Origin of the sequence: Ruegeria sp. HKCCD7296, assembly GCF_013110775.1 — a bacterium.
In the GTDB taxonomy this organism is placed as follows: Bacteria; Pseudomonadota; Alphaproteobacteria; order Rhodobacterales; family Rhodobacteraceae; genus Ruegeria.
In genome coordinates this window covers 266,867-284,385 of the sequence record NZ_WVRF01000002.1, presented here as the reverse complement: position 1 = coordinate 284,385, position 17,519 = coordinate 266,867, and the positions used below count along the sequence as shown (strand labels likewise).

18 protein-coding genes are annotated in these 17,519 nt (G+C 57.3%); 5 read left to right on the top strand and 13 right to left on the bottom strand.

Annotated features, from left to right (window positions below; translation table 11 throughout):
* Positions 1–23: 23 nt before the first annotated feature.
* From GS632_RS04085 to GS632_RS04050, 8 genes are all read right to left on the bottom strand, one after another.
* A complete protein-coding gene (locus GS632_RS04085) occupies positions 24–1,244 on the bottom strand; it encodes an MFS transporter (protein WP_171237455.1) in 1,221 nt (406 codons plus the stop codon).
* A 79-nt stretch (positions 1,245–1,323) separates the two neighbouring features.
* Positions 1,324–1,920 (bottom strand): YceI family protein, encoded by a 597-nt coding sequence (locus tag GS632_RS04080; RefSeq protein WP_171237456.1) that lies wholly within the window; start codon positions 1,918–1,920, stop codon positions 1,324–1,326.
* A complete protein-coding gene (locus GS632_RS04075; protein WP_171237457.1) occupies positions 1,917–3,131 on the bottom strand; it encodes a CynX/NimT family MFS transporter in 1,215 nt (404 codons plus the stop codon). Before GS632_RS04075 ends, GS632_RS04080 begins: the two co-directional genes overlap by 4 nt.
* 62 nt (positions 3,132–3,193) lie before the next feature.
* Positions 3,194–3,814 (bottom strand): ImuA family protein, encoded by a 621-nt coding sequence (locus tag GS632_RS04070; protein ID WP_171237458.1) that lies wholly within the window; start codon positions 3,812–3,814, stop codon positions 3,194–3,196.
* Between the two features lie 59 nt (positions 3,815–3,873).
* Complete coding sequence (locus GS632_RS04065; protein WP_171234118.1) at positions 3,874–4,455, bottom strand: TIGR02281 family clan AA aspartic protease; 582 nt, start codon at positions 4,453–4,455, stop codon at positions 3,874–3,876.
* Positions 4,456–4,497: 42 nt separating this feature from the next.
* Positions 4,498–5,115: a MarC family protein gene (locus tag GS632_RS04060; RefSeq protein WP_171174478.1), complete on the bottom strand. Its 618-nt coding sequence runs from the start codon at positions 5,113–5,115 to the stop codon at positions 4,498–4,500.
* 1 nt (position 5,116) lies between these two features.
* Positions 5,117–5,506 carry an ACT domain-containing protein gene (locus GS632_RS04055; protein WP_171237459.1) on the bottom strand — a complete coding sequence of 130 codons (390 nt, stop codon included), beginning with the start codon at positions 5,504–5,506 and terminating at the stop codon, positions 5,117–5,119.
* On the bottom strand, positions 5,503–7,353 hold the full coding sequence (locus tag GS632_RS04050) for an ABC-F family ATP-binding cassette domain-containing protein (RefSeq protein WP_171237460.1): 1,851 nt from the start codon (positions 7,351–7,353) through the stop codon (positions 5,503–5,505). Before GS632_RS04050 ends, GS632_RS04055 begins: the two co-directional genes overlap by 4 nt.
* 107 nt (positions 7,354–7,460) lie before the next feature.
* Here GS632_RS04050 and GS632_RS04045 point away from each other — a divergent pair, with 107 nt between their 5' ends.
* Together GS632_RS04045 and ndk are read left to right on the top strand one after the other, a co-directional pair.
* A complete protein-coding gene (locus GS632_RS04045) occupies positions 7,461–8,663 on the top strand; it encodes a multidrug effflux MFS transporter (RefSeq protein ID WP_171237461.1) in 1,203 nt (400 codons plus the stop codon).
* A 115-nt stretch (positions 8,664–8,778) separates the two neighbouring features.
* Positions 8,779–9,201, top strand: coding sequence for a nucleoside-diphosphate kinase (gene ndk / locus GS632_RS04040; protein ID WP_155143779.1), 423 nt, complete (start codon positions 8,779–8,781; stop codon positions 9,199–9,201).
* Positions 9,202–9,255: 54 nt separating this feature from the next.
* On the opposite strand, the gene GS632_RS04035 is transcribed toward ndk, so the two are convergent.
* The gene (locus GS632_RS04035) at positions 9,256–9,603 is read right to left on the bottom strand and encodes a TfoX/Sxy family protein (RefSeq protein WP_171174470.1); all 348 of its coding nucleotides are present in this window, start codon (positions 9,601–9,603) and stop codon (positions 9,256–9,258) included.
* A gap of 167 nt (positions 9,604–9,770) precedes the next feature.
* Between GS632_RS04035 and GS632_RS04030 the strand changes: the two genes are divergently transcribed.
* From GS632_RS04030 to GS632_RS04020, 3 genes are read left to right on the top strand one after another with little or no spacing between them, the layout of a single operon-like run.
* Positions 9,771–11,291, top strand: coding sequence for a CHAD domain-containing protein (locus GS632_RS04030; protein WP_171237462.1), 1,521 nt, complete (start codon positions 9,771–9,773; stop codon positions 11,289–11,291).
* A gap of 3 nt (positions 11,292–11,294) precedes the next feature.
* Positions 11,295–12,050 (top strand): ParA family protein, encoded by a 756-nt coding sequence (locus GS632_RS04025; protein WP_171174466.1) that lies wholly within the window; start codon positions 11,295–11,297, stop codon positions 12,048–12,050.
* Positions 12,047–12,514 carry a CYTH domain-containing protein gene (locus tag GS632_RS04020; protein ID WP_171174464.1) on the top strand — a complete coding sequence of 156 codons (468 nt, stop codon included), beginning with the start codon at positions 12,047–12,049 and terminating at the stop codon, positions 12,512–12,514. The genes GS632_RS04025 and GS632_RS04020 overlap by 4 nt, the downstream gene beginning before the upstream one ends.
* On the opposite strand, the gene GS632_RS04015 is transcribed toward GS632_RS04020, so the two are convergent.
* The 4 genes from GS632_RS04015 to GS632_RS04000 form a co-directional block, all read right to left on the bottom strand.
* Positions 12,511–13,881, bottom strand: coding sequence for an ATP-binding protein (locus GS632_RS04015; protein ID WP_171237463.1), 1,371 nt, complete (start codon positions 13,879–13,881; stop codon positions 12,511–12,513). The genes GS632_RS04020 and GS632_RS04015 overlap by 4 nt on opposite strands.
* Entirely contained in the window at positions 13,874–14,554 is a 681-nt protein-coding gene (locus tag GS632_RS04010) for a response regulator transcription factor (protein WP_171237464.1), read from the bottom strand. Before GS632_RS04010 ends, GS632_RS04015 begins: the two co-directional genes overlap by 8 nt.
* Positions 14,555–14,732: 178 nt before the next feature.
* Positions 14,733–16,169: a Do family serine endopeptidase gene (locus GS632_RS04005; RefSeq protein WP_171619176.1), complete on the bottom strand. Its 1,437-nt coding sequence runs from the start codon at positions 16,167–16,169 to the stop codon at positions 14,733–14,735.
* A 745-nt stretch (positions 16,170–16,914) separates the two neighbouring features.
* Complete coding sequence (locus GS632_RS04000; RefSeq protein WP_171237466.1) at positions 16,915–17,517, bottom strand: NTP transferase domain-containing protein; 603 nt, start codon at positions 17,515–17,517, stop codon at positions 16,915–16,917.
* Positions 17,518–17,519 lie beyond the last annotated feature (2 nt).

The following is a 17,519-nucleotide window of genomic DNA, read 5'->3' as shown; positions in this document are numbered from 1 at the left end:
GCCGGGGATTTCCCGGCCCTTTATTATTCTTCCCGAGAGCGTTTCAGAAGGCGCCCGACGGTAAAGGATGTGCGCGGAGCGTAAACATAGTTCGTCCGCTCTTCTGGCGTTGGGCGAGAGCGCATCCGCGCAAGACCAAAGATGATCAATCCCAGATGTCCGACGGCCACAAATGCAAACAAAGCGCCGGGGCCGAACTGTTCGATCAGTGTCGAGGAAATATAGGGCGATGCAATAGCGCCCAAAGCGTACCAGAACATCAATGCAGCGGACAGCTCGACCCGTTCTTCACTGGTGGCAAAGTCATTCGCGTGGGCCGAAGACAGCGAAAAGATCGGAAAGGTCGTCAGACCAAAGAACCCGGCGGCCAGCATCACCCCAACCGTCCCAGCGCCGCTGGCGGCCATCGTGATCCCGCAGCTCAGTACAGCAGCGGCCGACAGCCAGATCAGAACCCAGCGTCGGTCATACTTGTCAGCCAGCCAGCCTAACGGGTATTGCGCCAGGGCTCCGCCCAAAACAAACGAAGCAAGGAAGAAAGCAATCTGGTCAATGCCCAGACCAACCTCTTGCCCGTAGACCGGGCCAACCATTCGGAAGGACGCAGAGCTGAGCGCTGAAACGATCACACCCGCGACGGCCAGAGGGGAACAGGCCCAAGCCAGCTTGGGCCGCAAGCGCTGTGTGTTGGGTGTTGGCGGCTGGTTCGCTCGGGTCAGCGTCAGCGGCAGCAGCGAGGCACAGCACAGGATCGCCAACAGGTTATAAGACACGTAAGATGCTGGCGGCAGAACCGCGATGATCATCTGTGCGCCAAGCGAGGCGCCCAGGTCAACAAGCCGGTAGGTGCCCATCGCCCGTCCGCGTGTTTCATTCGTGACCTTTGCGTTCAGCCAAGCCTCGATCACAGTGTAGCAGCCTGCGATACATGTTCCTGATGCGATCCTGAGGATGGCCCAGATATAGGGATCGTTGGTTAGGGTGTGGCCGATCAGCCCCATCGCGCCCAATGCAGTACAGACGGCGAAGGCGCGGGAATGTCCGACACTGCCCATCAGTCGTGGGGCCCACCAACACCCTACGAAAAAGCCGATAAAATGAGCCGATCCCAGCAGACCGATCTGTTCGGTCGTGAATTCCAGGGTGATGCCGGATATGGCGTCAAGCGGGCCAACCCCGCCTGTCGACAGTTGCAATAGAATGGCTGAAAGGAAAAGGGCGGCAAAGGAAATAATGGTACGCATAGTGATCTCAGATTGGCGTCATTGCCGCACAATGCGCGCACCTATTCGACTTTATCGAGTCGTTTTTGCGCTTTGTGGATCAACTTGCACGACTGATCTCGGCGTGGATGTTCAGACCGACATTGTCCCGAACAAGATCGGGATAACCCGACGCGCCAAAATCATGCCTGTTCAAGGCCCCCGTCAGACCGATAGACAGGTTTGTCAGGTCGTCAACCGTAGTGCCTGCCTTGCGATAGAGATTGGCGTTCAGCGTGATGGGGCGCGTTACACCGCGGACGGTCAAATCGCCGGTTATGCGGGCCCCGTCCGAGATACGCCCTTGCGCGCCAAGCTCAATTTTTGTTGAGACAAAACGGATCGTCGGGTGCTGTTTGGCGTCCAGTACGCTGGGGCTAAGCATGGGCATTCGGGCAAAGGGCAACCGAGTTCTGGCCTTGCTGACATCCAGCACTACGGTGACCTGGCTGTTTTGTAGTTGGCGCGTATCGACTTGGACGTTGGCGAAGCGTATCGGCATGGATCCCGTCTGCATCACGCCTGAAAGGTTGAAACTGAAGCCAACCCTGGTGTCCGTTGTCGACAGAACATAGGGGCTAAGTGCGGCAAGCGACGGTCGGGCGAAGGGCAGGGATGCAAGCCCGGCAAGGACAGTACGGCGGTTTACAAACGTCATGCCATGACCCTTTCCCGTCTGGGGCGGGATCGCTTGAGAAGCATCAGAACGATCGCGATGTTCAGGCCGTTCCAGAGAATACCGTTCACGAATGCCAGTTGGTAGCTTCCGGTGAGGTCGTAAATCCAGCCCGACATCCAGCCGCCAAGGGCCATGCCAAGAATGGTCATCATCAAAACAAATCCGACCCGCGCGCCTGCCTCTTGCGGAGGCATGTACTCGCGGACAACCAAGGCATAGCTGGGCACGATGCCGCCCTGGGCCAGCCCGAACATCAGGCTGATAAAATAAAGCGAGACCATCCCGTCATAGGGCAGGAACAAGAACAGCGCGATGCATTGCAGGACTGAGCCAATCAAAAGGGTCATGACCCCACCAAGGTGATCGGCCAGAAGGCCCGAGACCAAGCGGCTTACGACACCACCCAACAACATTAGTGACAGCATCTCGGCGCCCACCGCGGGGCCATATCCCAACCCGACGCAGTAAGAGACGATATGGACCTGCGGCATGGACATAGCTACGCAACAGCCAATGCCAGCCAAGCCAAGAATATATTGCAGTGTGCGAGGTGATACACCTGCACTGCGTGCGTTGATCTGGGCAGAGGCTTCGGCCGTACTGTGTGCCTCGACCGGGACCCGGCGGCGTAGGAGTAGGGACAGTGGGATAACGACGAGCAGTGTTAGAACGGCTAATGTCACATAGACCTGTTGCCATCCATCGCGCGCCAGAATGCCCGACAGCATGGTGGGCCAGATAGCTCCGGACAGGTAGTTTCCGCTGGCCACCAACGCAACGGCAATACCGCGTCGTTTCATGAACCAATGCGATATATCGGCGATCAGTGGGCCAAATCCAATTGACGTGCCTAACCCAAGCAGAAGATGCGCGGCAGACAGCAGCATGATATTTGGTGCCAGCGTTGCCAGCACATAGCTTAGGGCACTCAAGATGGCTGCGCCGATCAGGGCCATGGTTACACCCAGCCGGTCTACCAACTGACCCAACCACATATTGCCCAGGGCAAAACCGATCATCGTAAGCGTGTAGGGCATCGAAGCTTCTGCGCGACCAGCGCCGAATTCAACCTCGACTGCGGGCATGACCACGATCACCGCCCACATCCCCACATTCGCCACTGTTGCAATGGCGAGTGTGATCAGAAGGCGAAGCCAGGAATAGCGGCTGTCGTGGATCGGGTGGCTCATGCGGTGACGCTAGGGTGCGGTAGGTGTTTTGACCAGTCACATCTTGCGTGAGCTATTTGTGTTCACGTCACAGCGTCTTCTGTTTCGGTGCGCTTCAGGTGTAAACCGGCGCGGGCCGCAGTCATGGTGGCCTGCCATGTGACCGGGGGCAGGGCGCGGGCCCGGCGGCGGGTCAGGGTCCAGCACCGGGCTTCGCCCTGATGGGCGGCAGCCATGTGCCAGCGTGTCTCGACCCCTTGCGCGCCACCGTCACCGGGTGTCAGCAGCAGGCCAAGCGGAGCCCGCCCCATCGTGCCGCCCTGTTCGGCGGCCAGATGCATCCGGCGCACCGGTGTCAGAACCGGCGCGCCCGGCAGGTCGCCGATGATCAACGGGATCGCCCCGCTGCGCAGCGCCTCTTCCATGCACCACAACAGATCTTCGGCGCGGGTGGGGTGGACAAAGATGAACCGGGCCGGATCGGCAAAGGGCATCATCCCGTCCGGGTTCAGCTGGCCGGGCTCCCACGCGGGAGAGATCCACAGTACGGGCCCCTGCGCCTGGCCAGCCAGCCACATAGCAAAGCTGCGCCGGGCGGGGCCGCATGCCTCGTGCACGCGGCCCAGTTGCAGGGTGATCTGATTATGCAGGTTCAATCCCGGAGCAGCACGCGCGGGTTTGTGATCGAGAAGCTGGGCAGACATGCGTGCAGATTAGCATGTTCTTATTTTGTTCTCAATGATCGAATGCAGCCCTGAAGAGGTCAGCGTGACAGGATCATGCGCCCGTCTGCGAACTGGATGTTCGAAAACCGATGCAGGTAATCCATCCCCAGCAGGGATTTGTGCAGCTCACCCTCATTGACCCAGGCCGAAACGTTTTGATCGGTGATGGGGCCAACCGTCAGGGTTTCCAGCCGGATCGGAGCGGTGCGCACCTCGCCATTGGCAGTCAGGGCGCGCCCGAAATAATTCAGTTGATCAGGATCGATACCTGCACGTTCCGCATCCTGCGCGCTCAGAACAATCTGGCTGGCACCGGTGTCGACAAGAAAGTTGATCGGCTCACCATTCACCAAAACGGGTAGGTAATAATGGCCATCATAGGCGCGGGGCACCTCAATCGTCTCGCCCGAAACGGTCATCTGCGGGGCGGGGCCAACCGAGGACCGGATATCCTCCCACAGGCCGATGACGGCAATGACTCCGACAAAGATGAACACCCAGGCCATTACCTGCTGCAACGTCTTGTTCAGGGACTGGCGGTTTTGCGAGACGAACCAGAAAGCAACCGCCAGGCCAAGCACGACCAGATAGACCAGTTGTCCTATGTTGACGTCTTCCATTCGGGTATCCCCACTTCGGTCAGTACTACGGTATATGGGGGTTTATGCGGCAAAACCAAAGGCTTTGAGGCCATCCAGAATGAACTGTACCGAAAGCGCCGCCAGCAACATCCCCAACAGCCGGGTCAGAACGTTCAGCCCGGTCTTGCCCAGAACGCGCGCCACTGCGCCGGATGTCAGATACATCACGAATACCATCGCCAGAACGACCAGCATGACGCCAATAACAACGGCAAGACCCTGAATGCCGGGCTGCTGGCCCGCAAGCAGGATCATCGTTGCAATCGAGCCGGGGCCAGCGATCAGCGGAATGCCCAGTGGGAAGACTGATGGGTCCGGGTGCTCCTCTTCTTCGGCGCTGCTTTCACGGCGTTTGGTGCGGCGCTCAAACAGCATGTCGAGCGCGGTCAGGAACAGCAGAACGCCCCCCGCAACGCGAAACGCCTCCATCGAGATGCCGACAAATCCTAGAAGAGCTTCACCGAAAGCGGCAAACAAAGCCAGAATGAAGCCTGCCGTCAGGCACGCCCGGATCGCAATGGATCGGCGCGTGTGCCAATCCATCCCCTGAGTCAACGCCACAAAGATCGGTGTTTGTGCAGGCGGGTCCAGGACAACGAAGAGCGTTGTGAACGCAGTAATTAAGAATGCACTGTCCATTTTAGTTGCTGCTCCGTTGCAGTGCCTGCAGGATTTTCAGGGCGTCTTTCGACAGGTTTGATGGCACATAGACATGATCGTGGTGATACCCAGCGACCATGTTTGCGGGAATGCCAGCCTGAGCCAGCGCGTCGGATACGGCTGCGGTCAAACCGACACCTTCCAGCGAAGAGTGAACCTGCAATGTGATGCAACGCATTGCGACGGCATCCTGCGGCGCCTGTGCGGTTGGCACGATGAGAGACAACCCCTCAGCCTCGACACAGCTCGCACGCGTGCCTTCTGGCCAGGTTTCGTTTTCTGACCAGACAACAAAGGCAAACTCACCAGGCTGCAAAACAGGATGCATACCGGCAATCATAGCGTTGGTATCCTTGATCGGTGTTGTCATGCTGTTTCTGCCTGTTCCAGCCGTTCTGCCGCAGCAACCCATAGTGCTTCGGCCTTTTGCATCGCCTCGGTCACTTCCGCGAATTTGCGGTTCCAGGTTTCCAGATCGTTGATCCTGTCGTCTTCATACAAAGCCGGGTCCGACAGTTTGGCCGAAAGCTTGTCATGCATATCCGTCAGCTTCTCGATCCGATCCTCGCATTTGCGCAAATCGGCCCGTAAGGCCAGCATAGCCTCGCGCGAGGGGCGTTTGGACTTGCTGACTTGCGGCTTTTCTTTGACCGGTTTGTCCCGCGCCAACAACAAAGATCGGTACGCTTCAAGGTCGCCGTCGAAGGGTTTGACTGTCCCGTCCGAGACCAACCAAAGCCGGTCCGCGACAAGGCTTAGAAGGTGCATGTCGTGGCTGACTAACACGACTGCACCGGAATAGGCGGTCAGTGCTTCGACCAGAGCCTCGCGGCTTTCGATATCGAGGTGGTTGGTCGGTTCATCCAGGATCAGCATATGCGGCGCATCAATCGTGGCGATCAGCAGCGAAAGGCGTGCTTTTTGGCCACCGGACAGACGACCAACCTCGGTTTCGGCCTGATCCGCGTTCAGTCCAAATCCAGCCAGCCGAGAGCGCCACTTGCCCGGCGCTTCGTCAGGACGCAGACGGCGCAGGTGGTCCAATGGCGTTTCGTCCACATAAAGCTCATCCACTTGATGCTGTGCGAAATAGCCGATGCGCAGCTTGTTGGAACGGCTCATCTTGCCCGCCATCAGGGGCAGGCGGTCAGACAAAAGCTTGGACAAGGTTGATTTGCCCTGACCGTTCTTGCCCAACAGGGCAATCCGGTCATCCTGGTCAATCCGCAGGTTCAGGCGGCGCAGAACCTCAGTCTCGCCATAGCCTGTCGCACCGCCCTCGATCTGGATGATCGGCGGCGACAGTTCTTCGGGTTCGGGGAAGGAAAACGCGCGCAGGGCGGCCTCTTGCGGGGTCGAGACAAGTTGAATGCGCTCGATCATCTTCAGGCGGGATTGGGCCTGAACGGCCTTGGACGCCTTATAGCGGAAGCGATCTACAAAGCTTTGCAAATGCGCGATGCGTGCCTTCGCCTTGGCGTTCTCGGATTCCGCCTGCGCCAGACGTTCGGCGCGTCGTTCGGCGAACTTGTCATAAGGCACCGCGTAATAAGTCAGCTTGCGGTCCTCGAGATGCAGGATCGAGCCGACAGCACGGTTCAACAACCCTCGGTCGTGGCTGATGATGATCACCGTGTGCGGATATTTGGCCAAATAGCTTTCCAGCCACAGAGCACCTTCAAGGTCCAGATAGTTGGTCGGTTCGTCCAGCAACAGCAGATCGGGCTGCGAAAACAACACCGCCGCCAAAGCGACACGCATCCGCCAGCCGCCCGAGAAATCGGAACACGGGCGCAACTGGTCTTCGTCGTCAAAACCCAACCCCTTGAGGATTGAGGCTGCGCGCGCCTCGGCGGACCAAGCGTCGATATCGGCAAGGCGGGTCTGGATCTCGGCAATGCGGGCCGGGTCATCCGCCGTCTCAGCCTCGGCCATCAGGGTGCTGCGTTCTGTATCAGCGGCAAGAACCGTGTTGATCAACGAGACGCCAGACGAGGGCACCTCTTGCGCCACACCACCAATCCGAGCGCGTTTGGGGACCAAGATATTGCCGGACTCCAGCGCCAGTTCCCCCCGGATCAGGCGGAACAGAGTGGTCTTGCCGGTACCATTCCGGCCCACAAGGCCAACCTTGTGCCCGTCTGGTATGGTCGCGCTTGCGCCGTCAAATAAAGGGCGGCCTTCAACGGCATAGGTGATGTCTTCGATCCGTAGCATGGGCCGCTCTTAGCAGAGGCGTGATGCCGCCGCCAGCGGCTTGGCATGTTCAAGCCTCATTCAATGTGTTAGCGCTGTGTCGTTTGCTTTTCTGATCGGTTTTTCCAATGCGCGCGGCCCAAACGCCCCCTCATCTGATCACGCTGATCTTTGCCACTGCGTTGTCGGTGCTGTCGCTGAACTTGTTCCTGCCGTCGCTGGCCCACATGAGCGAAGATTTCGGCGTGGATTACGGCCTGATGAACCTGTCAGTTGCCGGGTATCTGGCGGTTTCAGCCGTGCTGCAACTGATCATGGGGCCGCTGTCTGATCGCTTCGGGCGCAGACCGATACTGTTGATGTGCATGACCTTCTTCGTCATCGCCTCAATCGGATGCACACTGGCCCAGTCGATCTGGGTGTTCCTGGGGTTCCGTCTTTTGCAGGCCGCAGTGGTGGCCGGGTCGGTTCTGTCCAGCGCATCAATCAGAGACCAGTATCCGCCGAACGAGGCGGCCAGCAAACTGGGTTATGTGACGATGGCCATGGCTTTGGCGCCGATGCTTGGGCCGATGCTGGGCGGCGGGCTGGATGTGCTTTTTGGTTGGCGCTCGGGGTTTGTGCTTTACACGTTGCTGGGTGCAGGGGTGCTGGTTCTGCTGTGGTTTGACATGGGCGAAACCAACACGAACCGTTCTTCTACCTTTACTGCCCAACTGCGCGAATATCCGGATCTGTTTCGCGCCCGCAGGTTTTGGGGTTACGCCTTGTGTGCGTCGTTTTCGATTGGTGGATTCTATAGCTTTATCACTGGCGCGCCTCTGGTCGCGGCTGCCTGGTTCGATCTAAGCCCGGCGATGTTGGGTCTTGGGATTGGCATCATAACCGGTGGGTACATGGTCGGGAACTTCGTCACCGGTCGGATAGCGGCGCGGACACGCCTGACCACGATGATCCTGATCGGCCGGGTTGTGGCTTCGACCGGGCCATTCCTTGGATTACTTCTGTTTCTCACTGGCCTGGGGTCAGTCTGGGTGTTCTTCGGATCGGCCATCTGCGTTGGATTCGGCAATGGCCTGACCAATGCAAATGCCACTGCAGGGATCATGTCCGTGCGCCCTAAGTTGGCGGGCAGCGCAGCCGGGCTGTCTGGGGCAATGATCGTGGCGCTTGGGGCTATCCTGACCTCGGTGACGGGTGCATTTGTCAGCCCTGAAAACGGGCCCTTTCTGGTTCTGGGCATGATGTGGGCGTGCAGCTTTGCCGGGTTGTTGGCCGTAGTTTATGTTCGTCGTCTGGATTGGATCGACCCGCTGCCTGACACATTCTGAACCCCAAAGCGGCGAACGGGCCATCATAACACTTTTCATAAGCCAAAGACCGTGATACGCGGCGCGCGATGGATTTCGGCGCGGGCCCCGCGCCACATTGTAAGGAGAGGCCGATATGGCACTGGAACGCACATTCTCGATCATCAAACCCGATGCAACCCGCCGCAACCTGACTGGCAAAATCAATGCCAAGTTCGAAGAGGCCGGCCTGCGCATCGTCGCGCAAAAGCGCATCCACATGACCAAAGAGCAAGCTGGCAAGTTCTACGAAGTGCACGCCGAGCGTCCGTTCTATGACGAACTGTGCGAGTTCATGTCGTCGGCTCCGGTCGTTGTTCAGGTTCTGGAAGGCGAAGGCGCCATTGCAAAGAACCGCGAAGTCATGGGCGCAACCAACCCCGCAGACGCAGCCGCTGGCACCATCCGCGCCGAGTTCGCGGAATCGGTTGGCGAAAACTCGGTCCACGGTTCGGACGCTCCGGAAACCGCAGCGGTTGAGATCGCGTACTTCTTCTCGGGCATCGAACTTGTTGGCTAAGCCAACGCTTCTGCCAAATCATTGGGCCGCTCCAACTGGGGCGGCCTTTTTTGTTCAGATTTGCTTTAGATCTTGTGGTGCAACGCGCACGCCAATGGCATCCAGATCGGCGATCATCTTATTTTCCGGCGCGGCACTGTTGCCTGACTTTATGGCGTCAAAGCGTTGACGCAGGGCCTTCTTTTCTTCACCCTTGCAATCGTTCCACGGACGGCCCTGCAAGCCCATCACCAGCACGTAGTAACCGATGAAGTGGGCCTTAGTGCCTGCTTTGAGCAGGCGGGCATAGGCTTCATCCGGCCCGAGATCACGCAATTCTTCAGCCGAGTGAATACCCGCACGGGCGCAGGCTTGTTCGAAAGCCGGGCCAAGGTTTCGGATCGATGAAACAGGGTCGCTCATTCGTTCGTTTTACGTTTATCCCTGACCCCTGTCACCCGGGGATTACGCATTGTCAAAGCGGAATGTCTTGAAGTTTTTCCAAGCTTGAGATTGCATAAGGCTATGCTATCGCGGAGGGTCGAGTGTCAGAACACAAAAAGACCAGAGGTGGATCAACCGCAAGGAGGATGCCCGGGGCGTCTGAAGACCTGTTTTTTCTGCCCTCTGTGATGGACACGTCCGCTGTTGAAGCCGCCTTGCCGGGGTTCTCTGTTGTTGTTGAACAGGACAGCGAGGCCAAACCTTTTTCATTGCTGGATTGCCATGATCAATCTTTGCGGGCCAAGGGTTGGATGCTGATCGAAATCGGTGATGCGTTGCAATTGCTGCAAAAGGAACAGCGCCCATTGTTCCAGAACTGCTCAGGCAAGGGGCGGTTCATTCAGGATCTGCCGAGCGGTGAAGTGCAGGCGGCGTTGCGTGATTTTCCAAAGCTCAGAGCCCTCATGCAGATTGGGGCCGGTAAGTTAGAAGAAAAAAACTTTGTTGTGCTGGATGAATTGCAAAAGACCCAGGTCAGAGGGGTGATCTGGTCAATGACTTCAACCTCGGGGCAGGCCACGCTTGTCCGGCTTCAGAGGTTGCGCGGGTACGAACGGACATATCAAAAGGTCAGTACAGCCTTTGCCGATCTGCCAGACTGCGCGAAGGATGTTGAAGCGCTGTATGCCGGGTTGTTTCCTGGCATGGAGACCTATCGCGCCAAGCCCGATATCCAATTGGGAAGAGCGGAACCGTCCATCGAAGTTGCAGCAGATATTATTCACACATATCTGATGGTTGCCCGGCAAAACGAAAGCGGTATGGTTGCCGATATTGATACAGAGTTTTTGCACGATTACCGTGTCTCGCTACGTAAGATCCGGTCTGTGATCAGCCTGTTCAAAGGCGTCTTTTCCGAAGATCAAACCGTCGAGCTTAAGCGGGTGTTTTCCGACCTCATGGCACCGACCGGGCGCATGCGTGATCTGGATGTGTATCTTTTGGAAAAAGATATGTATTTCAATCTCATACCAGAGCATCTTCATTTTGGTTTGCAAGCGATGTTCGACCGGTTCCAGTCAGAGCGCGGGCAAGAATTGTCGCGCTTGTCTCGCAGATTGCGCAGCAAAGCCTATGCCACCTCGATGAAGCATTTGATCGAAACGTTCGACGGCATCGGTCAACTGCAACCCGGGCCAAATGCGGATCGGGGCGCGTACGACTATGCCTGCGCGCTGATCTGGAAACGCTATCGCAAGGTATGCAAAATCGCACGCGGCATCACCGATGACACCCCGGACGAAACGGTTCATAACCTGCGCATCGACTGTAAGAAACTGCGCTATCTGATGGAATTCTTTGCACCTCTCTTTGACGCAAAGGGATTTAAATTGATCCTCAAGCCTTTGAAAAAGCTTCAGGATAATCTGGGTCTTTTTAATGACTATTCCGTCCAGCAAGAGGCTTTGCTGACCTTTGTCTCTCAGCAAAGCAACACGCAGGGCCGTGTGGACGCCCAGGTTGGCCTGGCCGTTGGTGGATTGATTGCCGTGCTGGATCAGCGCCAAAAATCCGAACGCAGCCGTGTGATCGCCAGTTTCCAACACTTTGACAGCCCCGAAACCCGAAATCTGTTCCGCAGTTTGTTTCACGACAAAGAGGAGTGAGGAATGAAGATCATTGCCTGTTACAGCAACAAGGGCGGTGTCGGCAAAACCGCGACCTCGGTGAACCTGGCTCATGCATATGCACAGGCAGGCAAGCAGGTTTTGCTGTGTGATCTAGACCCTCAGGGCGCGTCGGGTTTTTATTTTCGCGTGAAGCCGTCCAAAAAGTTGACGGACGCGCGGTTTTTCGAGGACGTGGAACGGTTTACCAAAGCGATCCGGGCCAGCGATTTCGAAGGATTGGACGTGTTGCCCGCAAATCTGACCTTCCGCGATTTCGATGTTTTCTTGTCCCGAATGCGCAACAAGCGCTCACGCTTGAAAAAGGCGCTGGTGTCCGCCGGCAGCGATTATGACGTGGTCCTTCTGGATTGTCCGCCGAACTTTTCCACCCTGTCTGAAAACATCTTCAAGGCGGCAGATGAAATCGTTGTTCCCGTCATCCCCACGACTCTGTCCGAGCGAACGTTTGATCAATTGGTACGCTTTTTCGACGAACACAAGCTGCGCAAGAAGAAGTTGCGTGCGTTCTTTTCGATGGTGCAGAAACGAAAGGTTTTACATCAGGAGACAATGGCCTCGATGCGCAAGCTATATCCTAAACGGTTTTTGCAAACGGCGGTTCCATTTGCTGCGGATATTGAAAAGATGGGTCAGCATCGAGCGCCCGTCAGCACCTATGCCGGGCGCAGTGCAGCCTGTGTGGCCTATCGGGCGCTGTTCGACGAACTGGAAAACGGAGTGGTTTCAACCCAATGAGCAAAGAAATCGAGCGCAAGTTTCTGGTGGCAGCCGCGCCGGACCTGAGCAACGCGCAGAAATCCGTTGTGCGACAGGGTTACTTGACCGCGCCTGACGACTCGACTGAGTTGCGGTTGAGGCAGAAGGACGATGCGTTTTTCCTGACACTGAAAGGCGGCGGTGGTCTGGTCCGTGTTGAGCGCGAGGCACAAATCACAGCGGAACAGTTTGAAACCTTCTGGCCCGAAACAGAAGGCCGCCGTGTCGAGAAAGAGCGTTACACCGGGCGTTTGCCGGATGGGCTCATGTTCGAGCTGGATATTTTTTCCGGTGATCTGGCGCCGTTACGCCTGGTTGAGGTCGAATTCGACTCGGAGGATGATGCCGAAGCTTTTGTACCACCTGATTGGTTCGGGGCGGATGTAACAGAAGACAAACGCTTTAAGAACAAGACGATGGCAACAAACGGTATCCCGATTTAGGGATTCTGCGCCAGATAGATCGTCGCCTTCAGCCCAGGATCACAATTTTGGGCTGCAAACCTTCCGCCATGCATATGCGAAATCGCTGCGACCAATGCGAGACCCAGCCCGGCGTTTCGCTCCGTACGCGCAGGGTCAAGCGTTACGAAAGGCAGTTGCAGGCGATCCAGTTCTTCAGGTGGGACGCCCGGGCCTTGGTCGCGCACGTGCAGACATGCAAAACCGTTTTCGGTATCCAGCGAAATCGTGATGGTCGACTCCGCAGGCGCATATCGCATCGCGTTTTCAAGCAGGTTGGACAGGGCCTGTGACAATAGAGGGCGGTGCCCTTCGATTGGGGGGGCTGAGCCAGTCACCTCGAGTGTTATGCCCTGATCGGCAGCCACCGGGTCGTAAAGTTCGACAACATCGCCGACGAGGTGCTGCAAGTCGATGGTTTCAAACTGTTCGCGCCCAAGCCCGGCTTCGGCGCGCGAAATCTCGGTCAGCTGTGCCAGCACGCGCAGCACGTGGTCAATTTCTGCCGTAGCGCGGGCGACATCGACTTCTCGGTCCAGATCGGTTTTTCCCGGCTCTGACAGGGCTTCGACACGCTGGCGCAGGCGCGAGAGCGGAGATCGCAGGTCATGCGCTATGGAATTCGACGTGGTGCGCAGGTTGCTGATTAATTCCTCAATCCGATCCAGCATGTTGTTCAAAGTGCGCGAGACCTGGTCGAATTCGTCGCCGGTTCCGCGCAGGGGCATTCTTTTGGATAGATCGCCTGATACGATGTTTTCTGCTGTGCTAGCTATGTCCGAGAGGCGTGCAAAGACCAGGCGTGTAAACAGCCAGCCGGTAATCACGCTCAGTACAAAGGCAATCCCCAGCGCCAGTGCAACGGATCGGAACAAGACGCGGTCAAACTGCTGACGCGTGGCGGCGTCGCGCCCAACCAGAAGACGCTCTCCGCCGGGCAGGCGGATCGATGCAGCAGACACCGGGACAAGCTGGTCATTGTCGGCGCGGCGAAGCTCCAGATCGACCCAACCACTGCCTGCTGCAACATTGACAGGCCAGGATTTCAGGTTGCCCACCAGCTTGACCCCAAGCCGGTCGGTCAACAGGTAAAGCGCGTCGCGTTCAGAGGCGCTTGGCAGGCGACGTTCGATTGCGGTGATCAGCCCAAGCAGACCTCGCCGTTCATATTCATCCGCCAACCCGGTCAGCTCGGCCGAGACGACCGAGCGTGTCTCGGCTTCAATGCTTCGGTTTGCGGTGACGTACACCACGGCCAGTACCGACGCAGTCAGAAAGGTGCTGAGAAACATGCTGGTCGCGACCAGCCGTGTTCTGGAATTGTTTAGGGAAAGCCGAAGGTTATCCATCGGACATCATGTAACCCGCGCCGCGAACGGTTTCAATCAGGGGGGCATCGCCGCCTTCATCCAACTGCCGCCGCAGCTTTGAGATATGGACGTCGACAACATTTGTGTTTGGATCGAAGTGATAATCCCAAACGCCTTCAAGCAGCATGGTGCGCGACACCACACGGTTCTTACGGCGCAGAAAATATTCGAGGATCTGGAACTCGCGCGGGGTGAGGGTGATCTCGTGCCCGGCGCGAGTAACCTTGCGGGTCAACAGATCCATCTCAAGGTCTTTGCAGGTGAGTGTCGGTGTTTCTTCGGATTCCTGAGGACGACGCAGCAGAGCCTCGATGCGGGCGTGCAACTCCTGAAAGGAAAACGGTTTGACCAGGTAATCGTCTGCGCCCGAGCGCAGGCCCTTGACCCGTTCATCCACCGCGCTCATGGCTGTCAGCATCAGGACGGGTGTTTTCAAACCGGCTGCCCGCAGTGACTTGATCAAGGACAGCCCATCCAAGCCCGGCAGCATCCGGTCCAGTACAATGGCGTCAAACCCGCCATCTGTGGCGTGATACAACCCTTCGCGCCCATCTGCGGCGGTTTCGACCACATAGCCTTCTTCGCCGAACCCTTTGGCGATGAAGTCCCTGGTGTCAGCGTCATCTTCCACGATCAACAGGCGGCGGCTCATGGTCTGGCTCCTTTCTATCGGGATTTAAACACAATATTCAGGTGATGCACATGGAATTCGGGGGATCTTGCCGGGTGCTGGGCACGCACCCGGCAAGCCCGGCAGACAGTGGACAATTCTGATCTGCCGGGTGAGGCGCGCCGAAAATCCCCATCAAGCGGCGCGCCCGGTTTCCTGATCAGGCGAGTTCGACTGCGACGAAGATCTGACTACCGCCGCGATTGATCAGCACCAGAGCCGGATCGGTCTTTTCGCTGTCCAGCGCCGCCTTCAAAGCATCGGGTGTGAACGTCTCTTGGTTACCCAGTTTGACGATCACGTCACCACGCTGCAGACCGGCCTTTGCGGCGGGGCTATCGGGTTTCAGATCCGTGACGACAACACCGTCGACAGTCTCGGGAATGCCCGTCTCGGCACGGACCGTTTCAGTCAGCGGGGCTACAGTGACACCCAGTGTCGTACCTGCAACCTCAGCCTCGACCGGTGTATCAGGTTGGGCAGACGCCGCCTGATGCTGACCGACTGTCAGAGTCAGCGTTTCCTGCTTACCATCACGCAAAACCGTCAGAGTGCTGTCCGTGCCAACTTTGGTCGTGCCGACGAGAATGGGCAGGTCACTGCTTGAGTCTACGGCTTCATCGTTGAACGTCAGGATCACATCGCCTTGCTTCAGAACACCATCCGCCGGGCTGTCGGAAACAACATCGGACACCAGCGCGCCAGAGGAGGCATCGATACCCAAAGCGGCAGCAAGTTGTGGGCTGACGTTTTGGATCGAAACGCCCAACCAGCCACGGCTGACCTGGCCATCGTCACGCAGGTCGGCTGCGATATGCTGGACGATATTCGAAGTCACGGCAAAGCCCAATCCAACGGATCCACCGCTGGGCGAATAAATGGCTGAATTCACGCCAATAACTTCGCCTTCCATATTGAACAGGGGGCCGCCCGAGTTGCCCTTGTTGATCGCAGCATCGGTTTGAATGAACTCTGCATAGGGGCCTTCAGAGATGTTGCGACCTTTTGCCGAGACGATGCCGGTGGTCACTGTGGAGCTGAGGCCAAAGGGATTGCCGATGGCCACGACGTCTTCGCCGACACGGATGACATCGCTGTCGCCCAGTTCAACGGCCTGAAGCGCGGTGTCCGGGTCGATTTTCAAAACGGCGATGTCGGTCAGCGGGTCGGTGCCGACCACCTCGGCTTCATAGCTGCGATCATCACTCAGCCGAACGGTAACGGTAGAGGCGTTGTCTACGACATGATGATTGGTGACGATATATCCCGCCTCATCCAGCACAAAGCCCGAGCCCAAGCCCTGTGCCGGACCGCGCTGGGGTGCATTGAAACCTTCGGGCGCACCAAATCGCTTGAAGAACTCGCCAAACGGGTGCCCGTCAAAGTCGAAGTTTTGCCCAGGCGCTGCGCTAGGTACATTGTCCTGCTCCGCGATGATGGTCACCACCGAAGGGGAAACGGTTTCAACCAGATCAGCCAGTGCCTCGTCCGCCACGGACGGAATGGCTGTTGTCGCCAACAGCGCGGCCCCTAGGGCGCTGATGCCCATCCAGTTGGAGGTTCGGGGAAGTAAAAGCGATGATTTGCGGATGCTCATTTCTGTCTCCTGTATGTGTCGCGCAGATTCGACTGCGCGTTAAAGCAAGAGATGCAGCACCAGGATTGGTCTTTCCTGAGGGATACGTGAAGAAATCTTAATTTCGCCACAAAGGCGATGTTCTGTGACGGTCGACGTCAGACTGGATTCGTCGAAATTGACGGGTCGGAGTCGTGCGAATCGGAGGATTGTTGCTGAAATCGACGTCAAACTCTCAAAACCGTTGAATTATTTTTGTTTTGTTGACAATGATTGGTCAGCAGGATGGGGAAAATAGCTGCTCCCTCAATGGTTGTGTGTTTGAAGGCTGCTGGTCGGCCTTGACACCAAAAATGTAACGTGTGCGAGGTGAAATCGCGAATAAGTTTGCGCATAATCTCGAATCGTTATCTTGTGCATAAATTTGAAATCGCCCTAGGGTTGATCGTCGTAAATGGCGTTGTTGCCCAAAAACCATTCAGAGTTGAGCCAAGTTAACCATTCCCTCCAATTTTACATTGTTTTGAACGATCAGATCAGTGAGGATGAACATGCCCAAGCGAGGGGGAGCCAAAAGCGCTAGGGGGCGCTGCTGGTTCACTCGATCACCGAGAGTTTTAGCGGCGTGTTAACGAGGGGGTCTTGTTTAGGTTTGGCGGCTATTTAGTCAGCGTGCTTTGACGGCGCACTGGCCGGACTTTTGGGATTGAGAAAAGTGGTAGTCCTGTTTTGGGCAACGGCCCGGTCTTAACAGACCGGGCCGAGTTTATTCCGGGGCACGGTTTTTTTTCCAAACGTCCCAGTCTTGGGGTGTATCCAAGTCCAGCAACGCATTTCGGTCGGGCAGGCGGTGCAGGTACACTTTTTGTGCATGTGCCTGGACCACCTTTTGCGCGCCTTCATCGCCCCGTAGGCCCGAGAGTTGATCAAAGAGCGATTGGTCAAAGACGACTGGATGGCCCGGCTTGCCATTTGCAGTGGCCCCACGCCAGATGAGGTTTTCCGGGTGGGCATCGCGTGCCTGTAAAACCGCGCGCAGATCGACCTGAGTCAGGTTAGGCAGATCTGCGAGCAATACCATGACAGCTTCTGCACCCGGCGGAACATGTCGCATCGCCGCCCGTAAGCTTGCATTCATTCCCTCTGCGGCTTCAGCGACCGGCACCGGAAGAACGTCCAAACCCTTTAGCGCCTCATATCGAGGATGCGGTTTTGGGGGCAGGGCGACTAATACGGGACCTACAGCTCGCGCCGTGCGTGCGGATCGCTTCAGCAGCGGGGTGTCGTCGATTGGTTGCATCAACTTGTCCACGCCGCCCATGCGGCTGGATTGACCGGCGGCCAGCAGTATGATGGGAACATTTGTCATGC

What these genes read in the sequence shown, in the direction of transcription:
- GS632_RS04060 (WP_171174478.1), bottom strand. Translation starts at nt 5,115, where the DNA reads ATGGACAGTGCATTCTTAATTACTGCGTTCACAACGCTCTTCGTTGTC.
- GS632_RS04035 (WP_171174470.1), bottom strand. Translation starts at nt 9,603, where the DNA reads ATGAGCGACCCTGTTTCATCGATCCGAAACCTTGGCCCGGCTTTCGAA.
- GS632_RS04005 (WP_171619176.1), bottom strand. Translation starts at nt 16,169, where the DNA reads ATGAGCATCCGCAAATCATCGCTTTTACTTCCCCGAACCTCCAACTGG.
- GS632_RS04070 (WP_171237458.1), bottom strand. Translation starts at nt 3,814, where the DNA reads ATGTCTGCCCAGCTTCTCGATCACAAACCCGCGCGTGCTGCTCCGGGA.
- GS632_RS04010 (WP_171237464.1), bottom strand. Translation starts at nt 14,554, where the DNA reads ATGAGCCGCCGCCTGTTGATCGTGGAAGATGACGCTGACACCAGGGAC.
- GS632_RS04050 (WP_171237460.1), bottom strand. Translation starts at nt 7,353, where the DNA reads ATGCTACGGATCGAAGACATCACCTATGCCGTTGAAGGCCGCCCTTTA.
- GS632_RS04065 (WP_171234118.1), bottom strand. Translation starts at nt 4,455, where the DNA reads ATGGAAGACGTCAACATAGGACAACTGGTCTATCTGGTCGTGCTTGGC.
- GS632_RS04020 (WP_171174464.1), top strand. Translation starts at nt 12,047, where the DNA reads ATGAGCAAAGAAATCGAGCGCAAGTTTCTGGTGGCAGCCGCGCCGGAC.
- GS632_RS04055 (WP_171237459.1), bottom strand. Translation starts at nt 5,506, where the DNA reads ATGACAACACCGATCAAGGATACCAACGCTATGATTGCCGGTATGCAT.
- GS632_RS04085 (WP_171237455.1), bottom strand. Translation starts at nt 1,244, where the DNA reads ATGCGTACCATTATTTCCTTTGCCGCCCTTTTCCTTTCAGCCATTCTA.
- GS632_RS04075 (WP_171237457.1), bottom strand. Translation starts at nt 3,131, where the DNA reads ATGAGCCACCCGATCCACGACAGCCGCTATTCCTGGCTTCGCCTTCTG.
- GS632_RS04000 (WP_171237466.1), bottom strand. Translation starts at nt 17,517, where the DNA reads ATGACAAATGTTCCCATCATACTGCTGGCCGCCGGTCAATCCAGCCGC.
- GS632_RS04045 (WP_171237461.1), top strand. Translation starts at nt 7,461, where the DNA reads ATGCGCGCGGCCCAAACGCCCCCTCATCTGATCACGCTGATCTTTGCC.
- GS632_RS04025 (WP_171174466.1), top strand. Translation starts at nt 11,295, where the DNA reads ATGAAGATCATTGCCTGTTACAGCAACAAGGGCGGTGTCGGCAAAACC.
- GS632_RS04080 (WP_171237456.1), bottom strand. Translation starts at nt 1,920, where the DNA reads ATGACGTTTGTAAACCGCCGTACTGTCCTTGCCGGGCTTGCATCCCTG.
- GS632_RS04030 (WP_171237462.1), top strand. Translation starts at nt 9,771, where the DNA reads ATGCCCGGGGCGTCTGAAGACCTGTTTTTTCTGCCCTCTGTGATGGAC.
- ndk (WP_155143779.1), top strand. Translation starts at nt 8,779, where the DNA reads ATGGCACTGGAACGCACATTCTCGATCATCAAACCCGATGCAACCCGC.
- GS632_RS04015 (WP_171237463.1), bottom strand. Translation starts at nt 13,881, where the DNA reads ATGGATAACCTTCGGCTTTCCCTAAACAATTCCAGAACACGGCTGGTC.